This window comes from Lactobacillus delbrueckii subsp. jakobsenii ZN7a-9 = DSM 26046, assembly GCF_001888925.1.
Taxonomy (GTDB): Bacteria; Bacillota; Bacilli; order Lactobacillales; family Lactobacillaceae; genus Lactobacillus; species Lactobacillus delbrueckii.
In genome coordinates, this window is record NZ_CP018218.1 from 16,174 (window position 1) to 30,568 (window position 14,395).

Sequence of the window (14,395 nt, forward strand, 5' to 3'; positions counted from 1 at the left end):
GATCTTTTATTAAAAGAATCATGTCGTAAAAAGCGGTTAGCTTTTTAAAGAAAGAGGCTAGTTCTTGCGCTTCTTGTCGATTGCGAGACCAAGCAGGGCGGTCAGGGCCATTACGCCGAGGCCGAGGACTGACAGAGCACGGAACTTGTCAGTTGCTTCACCGGTCTGAGACAATTTGGCTTAAGCATCTACTGCCTTGCTAATTGCCCGGGTCACAAGCTTTGGATTTATACTGCTTGTGCATCCCTACCGCACCCTTGTTTACTGTCTCCTCATAAGCCCCGCCTTTAGCAGATTCTGCCAGGTGGTCAGCCAAGTATTAGTTGAGTAGTAGCAGTCATCAACCAGCAACAAGGGCAAAAATCAGAACATCACTAAATGCCAGGGTAAAATCATTTCGTGCCAAATTTTGGCGCAAAAAAGTCCGCTGCCTTCTTGCAGCGGACTTCTTTGATACTCTGAGTGCCAATTATTGGAATCGAACCAATGACCTTCTCTTTACGAGGGAGATGCTCTACCAACTGAGCTAAATTGGCAATTTATCAACTCTTTCATTATAGCAAACAATCTGCTTTTGTCAAAAAAAAATTCGCCAATTTTCGCAAAAAATCTGTCTCCCTCAGACTGCTTTCTCAGCCCTTATTTCTCAATAATGGTAATCTCGCCGATCCGCATGACTCCTTCATAAACCTGGACGCTGCTGCCATCATAAAGGTTCTTGTAGATCCCCTCTGGCAGCTGGGTCGGAATCGCCTGCTTCTTGCCGGTCGTATTAAACAAGCCGATCAACTGCTCTTCTTCTCCACCTTCACCCAGGCTGTGGACAGCTTCCAAGACACCCTTTCTGACCTCTTTAGCCTCATAGCTGCCCTCAGCCATGATTGGCAGCTGCTTGATTTCATGCATCTTCTTTAAGAGGTCCGTCAAATCAATATCGCCGTTCCAGTCAACCGGGTCATTATCAAACAGGGTCACGTGGTGGGCATCCCCCTTTTCTTCCCCATTGTAGGCCAGCATAGCCCCCTTCATGAAGTAGATGAAGGCCGTCATTGCCCGCAAGGCCGCCGGATCATCGATCATCCCGTGCGCCCGGACCACGTCATGATTTTCCAAAAAGTGCGCCTTGACATAGTTTTCCGGGTAGACCCCTTCTTGCCGGTTCAGGCCAGCCAGGTAGTCAGTCAGATCCTTTTGCCCCAGCAGTGCTGCCCGCAAATCTGGGTAGATGTCATAATCATAGGTCATGTCAAAAGCCTGATAGAGCTCAGAATCTGACCCACCGACTGCCTCCTTGCTTCTCAAGAAGCGGATAAAGTCCGGGGCACCAGATTCAGCCAGCCAAATAGCCCCTGGCCGCACCTTAGCCACTTCTTCTCTGGCATACTTCCAAAAGTCCACCGGCACCATCGGGGCCACGTCGCAGCGGAAACCGTCCACATACTTGGCCCACATGACCAAAGTCTCTGCCTGGTACTTCCAGAGGTCCTTGTGGCTGTAGTCTAAGTCGATAACGTCGCTCCAGTCGCCCACCTTGTTGCCAAAGCTGCCATCCTTCTTGTGGTAGAACCAGTCCGAGTGCTCCTTAGCCAGGACTGAGTCTGGGGAAGTGTGGTTGTAGACGCAGTCGATGATGATCTTCATCCCCTTGGCGTGAACGTCATCGCACAGGCGCTTGAAGTCCTCCATAGTCCCGTATTCCGGGTTGATAGCCCGGTAGTCGGAAATTGCGTAGGGTGAACCCAGGCTCCCCTTCCGCTTCTCTTTGCCTGACGGCTGGATCGGCAAAAGCCAGATGATGTCCGTCCCCAAGTCCTTGATCCGGTTCAAATCCTTCCGAACCCCTTCGAAGTTGCCCTCTGGCGAGTAGTTTCTGACAAAAATGCTGTAAATCATTTGCTTGCGCAAGTCAATCTTGGTATCGCTAGCCATTTTTTCCTCCTTGGCCTGTGGCCGTTTTTTCTCACCCTTCTATCTTAGCCGTTTTCCTAAGCGCTTTCACTTTTTTCCGGTCATGTTACCGGTAACTCTTTTGCAAAAAACAACCCTAGATCTAGTAGTATGGTTAGCGGTTCCAACTCAAGATCTTAAAAATTTTGCCTTGCCCTTACATTGCTGACATGATATCCTTAACACATCGAATGATATTGACCCTATTTAATAATATTGTTCGTGTATTGTTACAAAGTCCAAAGATTTATAAGGAGAATATCTGAACAATGAAGACTAATCGTTACATTGTTGCTTTGGCGGGGGTCATGCTGCATCTGATGATCGGCTCAGTATACGCTTGGAGCGTCTACACTAAGCCAATCGCGGCACAGACCGGCTGGAGCGAATCATCAGTTGCATTTGCATTTAGTTTGGCCATCTTCTTCTTGGGGATGTCCGCGGCTTTCATGGGCCGCCTGGTCGAAAAATTCGGCCCGACCTTGACTGGGACTGTTTCCGCCATCCTTTACGGGAGCGGGATCGCCTTGACTGGCCTGGCTGTTCAAAGCCAGCAGCTCTGGCTCTTGTACGCTTCATACGGCGTCATCGCTGGTCTGGGCCTGGGTGCCGGCTACGTCACCCCGATCTCAACCATCATCAAGTGGTTCCCGGATAGACGGGGTTTGGCTACTGGCCTGGCCATCATGGGCTTCGGATTTGCCGCTCTTTTAACCAGCCCGGTCGCCCAATTCCTGATGTCAAGCGTTGGCTTGTCCAATACCTTCTACATCTTGGGTGCCGGCTACTTCTTGATTATGATCGTATCTGCCCAGTTTATTAAGCGGCCAACTACTGAAGATCTGGCCAACTTCAAGAGTGAAGACAAGGAAGCTGTTTCCTTGACTGGCGGCCTGCAAATGACGGCCAACCAAGCACTGAAGGCCAAGGCCTTCTACCTGCTCTGGTTCATGTTCTTTATCAGCATCACCTGCGGGATCTCCCTGGTCTCCGCTGCTTCACCAATGGCCCAGGAACTGACTGGGATGAGCGCGGCTACTGCCGCTGTCATGGTCGGCATCATCGGCCTCTTCAACGGCTTTGGCCGGCTGGTTTGGGCAACCTTGTCCGACTACATTGGCCGGCCTTTGACCTACAGCTTGATCTTTGTCGTTGACATGGCCATGTTCGTGATCTTGATCTTCACCCACTCACCATTCATCTTCGCTGTAGCCCTCAGCCTTTTGATGTCGTGCTACGGGGCCGGCTTCTCAGTTATTCCGGCTTACCTGGGCGACGTCTTTGGCACTAAAGAACTCGGCGCCATCCACGGCTCCATCTTGACTGCCTGGGCGGCAGCCGGCATGGTTGGCCCGCTCCTGCTCTCCTTCACCCACGAAGTTTTGAAGAGCTACTACGTGACCTTGGCCGCCTTCATCATCCTGGCCGGCCTGGCCCTCTGCGTCTCCTTCCTAGTTCAGCGCGAATTTGCCAAGCTGACCGACCTGGCTGACAAATTAGATTAATGACTTTTCAAGTTCCTGCTGACGCGGGAACTTTTTCTTTCCCCGCGAGCTTTTAAGCTGGCTAGAGGCTATAATATTATCGAAGAGAGATTGATGAGGGGGAAAAACATGATGCTTCCAAGCAAGCTGCGCGACCTGCGCAAGAAGAATGGCTTAAGCCAAAAAGAATTAGCGGAAAAATTAATGACCACACAAGCCAAGGTGGCCAGCTGGGAAAACGGCGACAGCGTGCCCGACATATCATACATCGCCAAACTGACGGTTTTATACGACGTGTCAGCTGACTACCTGCTGAAAGACGGCAAGCAAGAAGGGCAGACCATCGAACCAGGCGAAGAGATGGACCGGCCGAACACTAAGCGCCTGGGCAGGATCAACAGCATCTACTGGACTATCGTCATTGCTGTCTACCTGCTGGCCAGCATCGCGACCGGCCGCTGGTCCACCAGCTGGGTCCTCTTTATTTTAGGAGGCGCCATCTGGCTCATCGGGGCTGGTTTTCACTGGATCAATTCGACTAAATAAGAAAGGAGCTGCTTCTTAACTAGAAGTCAGCTCCTTTTGCTTTCTTATAAATTGTTGGATGACATGATGTAAAAAGTCAATAAGACAGAAACCGCAAAATACAAGGCCGCCGCCAGTAAGTAGGCCAGAAAAATATTGACCCCGTGCTTGGCAAAAGTCACTCCTAACAAGTCAATCCCGCAAAGCAGGGCGAAATCAGCAAGCGAAGCCCCAAACTTGGCCTGGCCAAAATGGCTCAGCAGCAGGCCAATGATGACCGCGGCTGCAATACAGATACTCCACAGCCGGCTGGTCTTAGGCGGATAAGCGCTAATGGCCCGCTCTTTAAGATGTTGCATGTAATTCTTCATCATTTTTCCCCCTTAGTAAAAAATCTTGCTATAAGCATATCATAGTCTTTTTTGTGAGAGCAATAACAAAAAGACATAATTTAGCAAATTTCCCCGAACCTGATACAATTAAGGCAAAACACTTCAGAAAGCAGGAAAAGCATGCTGAAAGACGGTATTTATGAACAAATCCTTAACCAAGAAATCCTGGACCAGCTGGAAAAAATCGACCCAAAAACCAGGAATTATCAACTGGAACAGCTAAACGCTGATGACTCCCGCCATCTCTTGACCATCTACCTCTCCCAGGTCATCCGGTCGGGCCTGCACTACCTCCGCGACAGCTTCAAGTCCGGTGAAGACAAGGCTGCCCTCATCGCCCAGATCCGCCTGGCCAACTCCATCGTCGACCAGGTCGCCCAGCATACCGGCGAAGCCGACTACGAAGACCTGCAGATCCTGGAACAAGGCGAAGTCCTGACCTCCATCTACCACAAGCTGACCCAGTCCCAGAAGATTACCCCCATCCGGCCCCAGACTTCCATAGTGGAGAATGCCCTTTTTACCGGCAGTAAAAATGAGCCCAGCATGCTCAGCGAAATCAAGAAGGAAATCGCCTCTTCTGACCAGGTCGACTTGCTCGTTTCCTTTATTAAGTGGTCGGCCATCCGCCCCCTTTTAGGAGATTTGGAGGCTTTTTGCCAAAAAGCCGGCCACCAGCTGCGGGTGATCGCGACAACCTATACCCAGGCAACTGACTACAAGGCTATCCTGACCTTGAGCCAGCTGCCCAACACTACAGTCAAGATCAACTACGAGACCGACCACGCCCGCCTGCATGCCAAATCCTATCTTTTTAAAAGAGAGACTGGCTTCTCCACCGCCTACATCGGTTCCTCCAACCTCTCCAGCGCTGCCTTGACCACGGGCCTGGAATGGAATGTCAAGGTTACTGAGCAGGAGTCTTTTGACATCGTCAATAAATTTGCCGTTTCCTTTGAAAGCTACTGGAACGACCCCTCTTTTGAAACTTTTGACCCGGATCAGGAAGACTGCCGGAAGAAACTGCAGATAGAACTCAACCGGCATAAGGCAAACACCTTCCACCTGGAAACCAGCATCCGGCCCTACAACTACCAGCAGGAGATCCTGGACCGGCTGCAGGCTGAGCGGGAAGTTTACGGCCATTATAAAAATCTCCTCGTTGCCGCCACCGGGGTGGGGAAAACCGTTATCGCCGCCTTTGACTTCAAGCGCTACTTGGCAGAGCATCCCCATGCCCGCCTCCTCTTCGTCGCTCACCGGCAGGAAATCCTGGAGCAGAGTCTGCAAAAGTTCCGCGAGGTCCTCAACGACTTCAACTTCGGCCACTTACTGGTCGGCCAGTACAAGACTGATGATATCAGCCAGCTTTTCGTCTCCATCCAGTCCTTTAACTCAGAAAAAATGGCTGACCTCTTGCCAAGCGACTACTACGACTTCATCATCATCGACGAATTCCACCACGCCGCGGCCAAGTCCTACCAAAAGCTGCTCAGCCACTTCAAGCCCAAGATCCTTCTGGGCCTGACCGCGACCCCTGACCGGATGGACGGACAGGATATCTTGCAGTACTTTGACGGCAATATTGCCGCCGAAATGCTGTTAGGCGAGGCTATCGACCGCCAGCTCCTCTGCCCCTTCCAGTATTTCGGGGTCACCGACAATGTTGACTACTCCGGCATGAAATGGAGCCGGGGCCAATACGAGGTCAGCGAACTGGAAAATGTCTATACGGCTAACGACGCCCGGGCCAAGTTGATTTTGCGCAGCCTGGACAAGTACAGCAACAATTTGGAAGACATCAAGGGCTTAGGCTTCTGCGTCAGCGTCAAGCACGCCGAGTTCATGGCCGCTGCCTTCAATCAGGCCGGCATCCCTTCCGCTGCTTTGTCTGGCCAGACTGCCCAGGCTGACCGCCAGCAGGCTAAGGAGGATTTGACCTCCGGCAAGCTCAAGTTTATTTTTGTCGTTGACCTCTATAACGAAGGAGTCGACATCCCAGCCGTCAACACCATCCTCTTTCTACGGCCAACCCAGAGCCCGACCATCTTCCTCCAGCAACTGGGCCGGGGTCTCCGCTTCAGCCCGGGCAAGGATTGCTTGACAGTCCTGGACTTCATCGGCCAGGCCAACCGCCACTATAACTATGAGGCCAAGTTCAAGGCCCTGACCGGACCAGGCCATGCCCTGCCATATGAAATCAGAGATGGCTTCCCGCACCTGCCGGCAGCCTGCTATCTGGAGCTTGAGCCCGTTGCCAAAAAGTACATCCTGGACAACCTTGGCCAGAACACGGCTAACAAAAAGGGCTTGACCCAGCGCGTGAAGACTTTTAGCGAAGACACGGGCCTGGAATTAAACTTGGCCAACTTCCTCAAGGCTTATGACATGAGTCTTTATGACTTCTACCACGCCAGCGGGTCACGTTCACTTTTCCGTTTGAAAAAATGGGCCGGACTGATTACTGACGACCGGGATGTGGAAAACCAGGTCTACCAGAAGTTCAGTAGCTTTTTCCACATCGATTCCAAAAGGCTCCTGGACTACTGGCTGGCTTACCTAAAGACGCCAAAAGAGGCAAGTAATGAGACTGAACGCTTGATGCTGGGGATGCTCTACTACAGCTTCTACAAGAAAAAGCCGGCCCAACTGGGCTTTAAGGACCTGCATGAAGGGATTAGGGACTTTTTAAAGGAAGACTTCGTCAAAGAGGAATTAATGGAAGTCCTCCGCTACCGGCTGAGCCAGTTGACCGTTTTGCCGGAAGCTAACGAATACCCCTTCACCTGTCCCTTGGAAGTCCACTGCCACTACAATGTCAACCAGATCATGGCGGCCTTTGACTACTTCAACCAGGACCAGTCCCCGGAATTCCGGGAGGGGGTCAAGTACTTCGCTGATAAAAAGACGGATATCTTCCTTATTAATCTGAACAAGAGTGAAAAAGACTTCTCCCCGTCAACCATGTATGAGGACTATGCCATCAATGCCCAGCTTTTCCACTGGCAGAGCCAGAGCCAGGACCGGCCAGCCAGTCCGAAGATCCAGCGCTATATCCACCAGGGTGAGACCGGCAATCTGATTTCTCTTTTTGTCAGAGAGTTTAAAAAGCAGGGAAATTATACAGCAGCTTACACTTTCTTAGGCAACGCGGATTATGTTTCAAGTGCAGGCGAGCGGCCGGTTTCCTTTGTCTGGCACCTGCACCAGGCGATTCCGGCCAGTCTTTTGGCCAAGGCCAACAAGGCGATTGCCCTGTAATTGCTTCAGCCGGGGAAAGCATTTTCTGTTATACTAGGTATCAGTTAGGTTTTGCAAAAAAGTATAAAAAAGGAGTAAACATGAAAATTTTAGTTGTAGGTGGTGCTGGCTACATCGGCTCCCACGCTGTAAGACGGCTGGTTGCCGATGGCAATGACGTAGTCGTTTTGGACTCACTGTTCACTGGTCACAAGGAAGCTATTGACCCAAAGGCCAAGTTTTACCAAGTTGACCTTTTGGACAAGGATGCGGTAACTGACGTCTTGAAGAAGGAAAAGATCGAAGCCGTAATGCACTTTGCTGCTTACTCTTTGGTCGGCGAATCAGTCAAGAAGCCGCTGAAGTACTACAAGAACAATGTATCCGGCATGATCAGCCTGCTGGAAGCCATGGAAGAAACCGGGGTTAAGTACCTGGTCTTCTCATCCAGCGCTGCGACTTACGGCATCCCTGAAAAGCTGCCAATCACTGAAGAAACTCCGCTTAACCCAATCAACCCTTACGGGGAAACCAAGATGATGATGGAAAAGATCATGCACTGGGCTGACAAGGCTAACGGGATCAAGTCCATCGCCCTGCGTTACTTCAACGTGGCGGGTGCTTCCCTGGACGGATCAATCGGTGAAGACCACCATCCAGAAACCCACTTGATTCCTAACATCATGAAGGCTGCCCTGGCTGGCGGCGGTGACTTTACTATTTTTGGCGACGACTACGACACCAAGGATGGTACTAACGTCCGCGACTACGTGCACGTGGTTGACTTGATCGACGCCCACGTCCTGGCTTTGAAGCACTTGATGGAAACTAACCAAAGCGACGTCTTCAACCTGGGTACGGCCACCGGCTTCTCCAACTTGGAAATCCTGAAGGCCGCCATCAAGGTTACCGGCGTTGACATTCCTTATACTATCGGGCCACGCCGCGGCGGTGACCCGGACTCACTCGTTGCTGACTCAAGCAAGGCCCGGAAGGTGCTGGGCTGGAGTCCGAAGTACGAAAATGTCGACGACATCATCGCCAGCGCTTGGAACTGGCACCAAAAGCATCCTGACGGCTTTAGCAAGTAAGACAAAAAAATAGTGGAACTTCCTCAGATGGAAGGTCCACTATTTTTTTGCACTTATTTGTTATCAACGCTAAGTCTTTTTTGGCGCTAAATAGTCAAAAATACTGATGCTGACCAGGCCTGCCCCAATCCCAGCCAAGTACTTCATTTACTCGATTATAGCATAAGCAATTGGGACCAGTTCATTCCTCTTAAAACAGGGAGCCGCACTTCTCGATCATCTGGAAGAGGTCGGCTCGGTAGTTAGGGTCTTCCTTACGAAGGCTGCTGATGGCTACCCCGAAGTGCTCCTTATAGCCAGTTGAGTTAATGTACTTGCCGTGGCCCAGGTACATGGCAATATGTCCTGAGAAATAAATCAAGTCCCCCGGCCGCAGGTCTTCAAACTCAATCTCGTGCACCGGCCAGGCTTCTTTGATTTCCGCGTCCCGCCAGAGCAGGACCCCGTTTAGCATATAGCTCATGAAGACTAGGCCCGAGCAGTCGATCCCCAAGGGGCTCTTGCCCGCCCACCGGTACTGGTAGCCCAAGTACTCCTTGGCGGTCTCCGTTACCTGCTTTCTGAAGCTTTCTTCATCCGGCTTGGCTTGAAGCAAAAAGTATTCCGGATCTGCTGACCACAAGAAGTCATCTTCATCCAGCCGCTTTGCCAAGGCCGTCTTGGAAACCCAGCCGCTTCGTCCGTCCAAGAGCTTAACCTTGTAATAGCCGTCCACAAGCTCATCCATCACGTTAAGCAGGCTGCCCTTATAAACCGTCAACAGAATGTCGGCTGAAACCTTGGGCTCAGCCAGAACGTCAATTACTGGCCGCCGGATGATTTTGACCTCCCGCGCCTTGATTTCTTTCAGGCTAACTGGAGTTACCGCGGCCTTTGGCACGTAGCCCTTATAGCCGTAATGACTGGTTACGTACCAAAAGTCTTCCTTTTTCCCGGTTGCCTTGACAGCCCAGCCGTATAAAAGTTCATCTCTTCTGGATTTGAGGTCGTCTTCCGTCATGAAGACCGCTGGTTGATTGATCAAGCCGTACATTTGCCTTGCTCCTAACTTTAATCGCTTATTTTTCCTTCTTTATCCTAATCGTAGATAATCCCAGTCATTTTTGCAAGAGGACAAATTGCCCTATTTCTTAAGATTCCTTTTCCTTATAGACTATTTCCTTAAATTAATTTCACTTTCTGCTAGCTTGTGTTAAAATATTTCATGTAACTCAATGGAGGTCTTATGGAAGAAAAGAAAACACAAAGTACATACAAACGGACACTGACCAATGCCCACATTCAGCTGATTGCCCTAGGCGGGACGATCGGGACCGGCCTCTTTCTTGGGGTCGGCAACAGCATCCAGAAGGCAGGGCCGGCAGTCATCTTGATCTACATCATCGTCGGCCTCTTCCTCTTTATCTTGATGCGGGCCCTGGGTGAACTGATCTTATCTGACTTAAAGAAGCACACCTATATCGAGTTTATTGAAAAATATCTCGGCAAGGACATCGGCAAGGTGACTGGCTATCTTTACTGGCTCAGCTGGCTGATCCTGGCCATGGCGGAAACGACGGCCTTAGGCATCTACTTCAAGTCCTGGCTGCCCAACCTGCCGACCTGGCTACCCGGGGTGCTCTCAGTCGCGGTCCTGCTCTTGATCAACTTGATCTCTACCCGCTTCTTCGGAAACCTGGAGTTTGCCTTCGCTATCATCAAGATTTTGATGATCGTCGGCTTCGTTATCTTCGCGGCCTTCATGCTGCTGAGCTCCGGTTCAACCAAGTACGGCCAGTCCAGCTTTAGCAACCTGTACGCTGACGGCTTTTTCAACAACGGGGCAGGCGGCTTCTTGCAAGGCTTCCAGATGGTTATCTTCTCCTTCATCGGGGTGGAACTGATCGGGCTGACAGCCGCTGAAGCCAAGGATCCGCGCAAGACTATCCGGAGCGCGATCAATGAATTGCCACTGAGAATCATCCTCTTCTACGTTTTGGCAATTATCGGGATTTTGGTGATCCTGCCATGGAACAAGGTTTCAACTTTCAGCTCACCATTCGTCCAAGCTTTGATGGGAGCAGGCTTTAAGGGGGCCGGCAACTTGATCAACTTCGTGGTCATCACGGCAGCTATTTCAGCAACCAACAGCTTCCTCTACAGTGCCGGCCGCCTGCTCTTCTCCGTTACTTTAGGCGGGGAAAGCAAGTGGAGCAAGTTCTTCGGCCAGCTCAACCTCCGGCAATTGCCAATGAGAGGCCTGGTCTTCTCAGCCTTAATCATCATCTGCGCACCTTTGATCACCATGACTATGGGGGACGAAGCCTTCAGCTTCATCTCATCAATGGCAACCAGCATGTTCCTTTTGATCTGGATCATCATGACCTTGACCCACCTGCGCTACCGGCAGGTTACGCCAAAGGACCAGCTACATGAATTCCAACTGCCAGCTTACCCATACCTTGACTACCTGCTCTTGGCCTTCTTCGGTGCCATAGTTATCCTGCTCCTCTTCCTTGATAGCTACCGGGTCCCAATGATCACGGCTTTGATTACCTTCGCTGTCCTCTATGGTTTCAGCAAGGCCTTCAATAAGAAAAAAGAAGCAGCAAAATAATTAATGAGATACAACAAAAGCTGACCGCAAGGTCAGCTTTTTTATGTACTTTAGTATTTCACCAAGAAGAGGCCGTTACGCTTAAACAGCTTATTAACCAGCTTCTTGGACTTCTTAGAAAGCTTATACAGATCAGCATCAATGCCGCTTTCGATCCGGAGCAAGGAATAGAGTGCTTCTTGTCCCTAAAAAGGACATTTACCCAGAGGTAATGGTCTGTCACAATCAACTAACTTCTTGCTGATCTCCAGCAGATCAGCCACAGGCAGCTAGGTCAAGCAAGTCAGGATAAGTTTCTTTAGCCAGATCATGATCCAAAAAATGTGTGTCTCATACTGGCTGACCAGCATTAACAGCAACAGGAGCATTTTGTCCGCGTAGGCTTCGCCAATCGTATGCGACCTCAAGCACTCAAATATCTCAAATTGTCTGGCGGCTCCATTTTTGGAAAACAATCGATATAGTAATTCCTTGGTCCTGGATTGCGGAGCTGATCCACCAGCTTATACGCCTGCTTTGCTTTCATGTCGATCCTCCATTGGCAAAACTCTCTTTTCAGTATAACACGGAGATTTTTAACATTACCGCACAAAAATAAGCCCGGACTTGGTCCGGGCTTATTTCCATTCTATTTCTTTTTGCGAGTAAAGAAGAGCTTGATCGTATCCCAAACTCCCAAAGCCTGCCGCATGTGGTCGGCCGGGACATACTTACGGATCGCCCGCAGAGTCTTCTTCGGATCCTTGGTAATAAAGATGAACTTCCCATCCTTCTTAGTCCGGATCTCAAAGCGGGGAATGTACTTCCCTTTGAAGTGAACGTCCGCGACTACATAAGTTATCTGATCCCAAGGAATCTGGATATAGTCTTCAACATTCTTCTCGTTATAGAATTCAAAAGCTTCATCGCCGATCATGACTTTACCATAGGTAGTCATGGCCCGGAACCAAGTTCCGGATATAGCCAGATCAACGGTCTTATTCATTGATTGAGCCATTTGTTAATCTTACATCAAGCCCCATACGTGGAAGAGGATACCAACAACGAAGATCCCCAAGATGATAACGATTGGAGAAACTTTCTTCTTCAAGAGCCACATGCAAAGGAAGGTAAGCAGCAGACCTGCCAAACCTGGAACCAGCATGTTCAAGTTGTCTTGCAGAGTAGTAACCTTGGTATTAGTCAAGGATAGACCAGCAGCTTGTTCGGTCAAGGCTTCCTTGATACCAGCAGTACCGCTTGGCAGCTTGGTCCAGTCGATGTAACCACCCTTTTGGATTGGCACTTCTGAAACCTTCAGAGTGAAGTTGATGCTTACCCAACGTTCGATCAAGGCACCCAGGACGAACATACCCATCATGGCAGCCCCACGGGTAACCTTCTTCAGCAAACCACCTGAAAGGTCGGAGCTGATAGCGGCACCAGCCTTGTAACCCAATTCTTGAGTGTACCACAAGAAGGCGATACGGATCAGGTTCCAAAGAATGAAGAAGAGGATTGGCCCGAGGATGTTACCGTTGATGGCCATTGAGGCACCAAGGGCACCGAGGATTGGACGAACAGTGTACCAGAAGACTGGGTCACCGACACCGGCCAAAGGCCCCATCATACCAACCTTAACACCTTGGATAGCTTCGTCGTCAACTTCAACGCCATTAGCCTTGTCTTCTTCCAAAGCCAGGGTAACACCAATGATTGGTGAAGCCAAGTAAGGGTGAGTGTTAAAGAAGACTAGGTGACGTTGCAAAGCAGCAGCCATGTCTTCCTTGTTTGGGTACAGCTTTCTTAAAGCTGGGATCATACTGTAGGCCCAACCACCGTTCTGCATTCTTTCGTAGTTCCATGAACCTTGCAGAAATTGTGAGTGCCACATAACGTCCCAACGATCACGCTTTGATAAAGTTACTTTCTTTTCAGTCATGATTTATCCGCCGATTGTAAAATTAAACTGAACACTGTTCCGATCCAGTAAGAAAAATCGTTTTCACTGGATTAGAGCACAAAAAATCCATTTCAACCATCTGGTAGAATATGAATTACCACAAACATTTCTAGAGAGGTTAAAATGGATCATTCTTATTCTAACACTAAACCACACCAAAAGGGCAAGCACCTTACGCTAAACGACCGGACTACAATCCAGGAGCTGCACTCTAAGGGCTACTCTAATCGTGCTATAGCTAGAGAACTTAACTGCTCACCAAGCACGGTCGGATATGAGCTCAAAAGAGGCACAGTATCCCTGTATACCGGCAATGTGAGGCGGTATAAAGCTGTCGAAGGGCAAAGCACTTACGAACTACATAGAAGCGAATGCGGCCGCAAGAGCTTGTTTCTTCGCAGACATAAGTTCATCGACTATGTTTCCCACTGCTTTCATAATCAAGGCTGGTCTCTTGATGCTTGCGTGGGTTATGCTTTGGCCAAGGGAATCTTCCAGAAAGATCAGGTCGTATCAACCAAAACTCTGTATAACTACGTTGACTTGGGCCTAATGGACATCAAGAACGGTGATCTTCCAGAGAAGGTCAAGCGCAATACTAAGACTCGTCGTGCCCGTGTAAACAAGCGTATCCTGGGACGAAGCATCGATGAACGTAGTCCTAGAATCGAAAGCCGTAAGGACTTTGGCCACTGGGAATGCGATCTGGTTCTTGGACACAAGACTAAGGACGACGATGTGTTGCTTACTCTGTGCGAACGAAAGACGCGTCAGTTCTTCATGATCAAGATTGAGGATAAGACCTCAGCTAGCGTTATGAAGGCATTTGATAAGCTTCGAGAGTACTACGGATCCAAATGGAATCAAATCTTTAAGTCTATCACAACTGACAACGGATCTGAGTTCGCAGATCTATCCAATCTTGAGCAAGTTTCCAAGACTCTTGTGTACTACGCTCATCCTTATACATCTTGTGATAAAGGCAGCGTAGAACGGCACAACGGGCTTATCAGACGCTATATTCCCAAGGGAGACCGTATGGATAAGTACAGTGTGGAAGATATTGCTAAGATCGAGGTATGGTGCAACTCTCTTCCTCGGAAGATCTTAAACTACAAGACTCCAGAAGAGTACTTTGACACCGAACTTGACCGCATTTACCGGCGTAGATAGTCAAA

The 14,395-nt window shown here is 49.8% G+C and carries 11 protein-coding genes and 1 tRNA gene; 6 read left to right on the forward strand and 6 right to left on the reverse strand.

The features are described from left to right. Positions 1 to 463: 463 nt before the first annotated feature. A tRNA-Thr gene (locus LJ046_RS00105) sits at positions 464 to 536 on the reverse strand. 103 nt (positions 537 to 639) lie between these two features. Continuing rightward, positions 640 to 1,929, reverse strand: a complete 1,290-nt coding sequence (locus LJ046_RS00110; RefSeq protein WP_002880104.1) for an alpha-amylase family glycosyl hydrolase — start codon at positions 1,927 to 1,929, stop codon at positions 640 to 642. 287 nt (positions 1,930 to 2,216) lie between these two features. Between LJ046_RS00110 and LJ046_RS00115 the strand changes: the two genes are divergently transcribed. Then, positions 2,217 to 3,452: an L-lactate MFS transporter gene (locus LJ046_RS00115; RefSeq protein ID WP_002880103.1), complete on the forward strand. Its 1,236-nt coding sequence runs from the start codon at positions 2,217 to 2,219 to the stop codon at positions 3,450 to 3,452. A 108-nt stretch (positions 3,453 to 3,560) separates the two neighbouring features. Further along, positions 3,561 to 3,977 carry a helix-turn-helix domain-containing protein gene (locus LJ046_RS00120; protein WP_002880102.1) on the forward strand — a complete coding sequence of 139 codons (417 nt, stop codon included), beginning with the start codon at positions 3,561 to 3,563 and terminating at the stop codon, positions 3,975 to 3,977. A 44-nt stretch (positions 3,978 to 4,021) separates the two neighbouring features. Here LJ046_RS00120 and LJ046_RS00125 read toward each other — a convergent pair whose 3' ends face one another. Then, positions 4,022 to 4,330: a hypothetical protein gene (locus LJ046_RS00125; protein ID WP_035176861.1), complete on the reverse strand. Its 309-nt coding sequence runs from the start codon at positions 4,328 to 4,330 to the stop codon at positions 4,022 to 4,024. A 138-nt stretch (positions 4,331 to 4,468) separates the two neighbouring features. Between LJ046_RS00125 and LJ046_RS00130 the strand changes: the two genes are divergently transcribed. Together LJ046_RS00130 and galE are read left to right on the forward strand one after the other, a co-directional pair. Then, entirely contained in the window at positions 4,469 to 7,609 is a 3,141-nt protein-coding gene (locus tag LJ046_RS00130) for a DUF3427 domain-containing protein (protein ID WP_002880099.1), read from the forward strand. Between the two features lie 80 nt (positions 7,610 to 7,689). Further along, complete coding sequence (gene galE, locus LJ046_RS00135; RefSeq protein WP_002880098.1) at positions 7,690 to 8,679, forward strand: UDP-glucose 4-epimerase GalE; 990 nt, start codon at positions 7,690 to 7,692, stop codon at positions 8,677 to 8,679. Positions 8,680 to 8,869: 190 nt separating this feature from the next. On the opposite strand, the gene LJ046_RS00140 is transcribed toward galE, so the two are convergent. After that, entirely contained in the window at positions 8,870 to 9,712 is an 843-nt protein-coding gene (locus LJ046_RS00140; RefSeq protein ID WP_002880096.1) for a C40 family peptidase, read from the reverse strand. Positions 9,713 to 9,904: 192 nt separating this feature from the next. On the opposite strand from LJ046_RS00140, the gene LJ046_RS00145 reads away from it, so the two are divergent. Continuing rightward, entirely contained in the window at positions 9,905 to 11,275 is a 1,371-nt protein-coding gene (locus LJ046_RS00145) for an amino acid permease (protein WP_002880095.1), read from the forward strand. 628 nt (positions 11,276 to 11,903) lie between these two features. On the opposite strand, the gene LJ046_RS00160 is transcribed toward LJ046_RS00145, so the two are convergent. After that, positions 11,904 to 12,272, reverse strand: a complete 369-nt coding sequence (locus LJ046_RS00160) for a DUF956 family protein (RefSeq protein WP_002880094.1) — start codon at positions 12,270 to 12,272, stop codon at positions 11,904 to 11,906. Positions 12,273 to 12,281: 9 nt separating this feature from the next. Next, positions 12,282 to 13,196 carry a PTS system mannose/fructose/sorbose family transporter subunit IID gene (locus LJ046_RS00165; protein WP_002880093.1) on the reverse strand — a complete coding sequence of 305 codons (915 nt, stop codon included), beginning with the start codon at positions 13,194 to 13,196 and terminating at the stop codon, positions 12,282 to 12,284. A 144-nt stretch (positions 13,197 to 13,340) separates the two neighbouring features. Between LJ046_RS00165 and LJ046_RS00170 the strand changes: the two genes are divergently transcribed. Beyond that, the gene (locus tag LJ046_RS00170; RefSeq protein ID WP_002878880.1) at positions 13,341 to 14,390 is read left to right on the forward strand and encodes an IS30-like element ISL7 family transposase; all 1,050 of its coding nucleotides are present in this window, start codon (positions 13,341 to 13,343) and stop codon (positions 14,388 to 14,390) included. Positions 14,391 to 14,395: the final 5 nt, after the last annotated feature.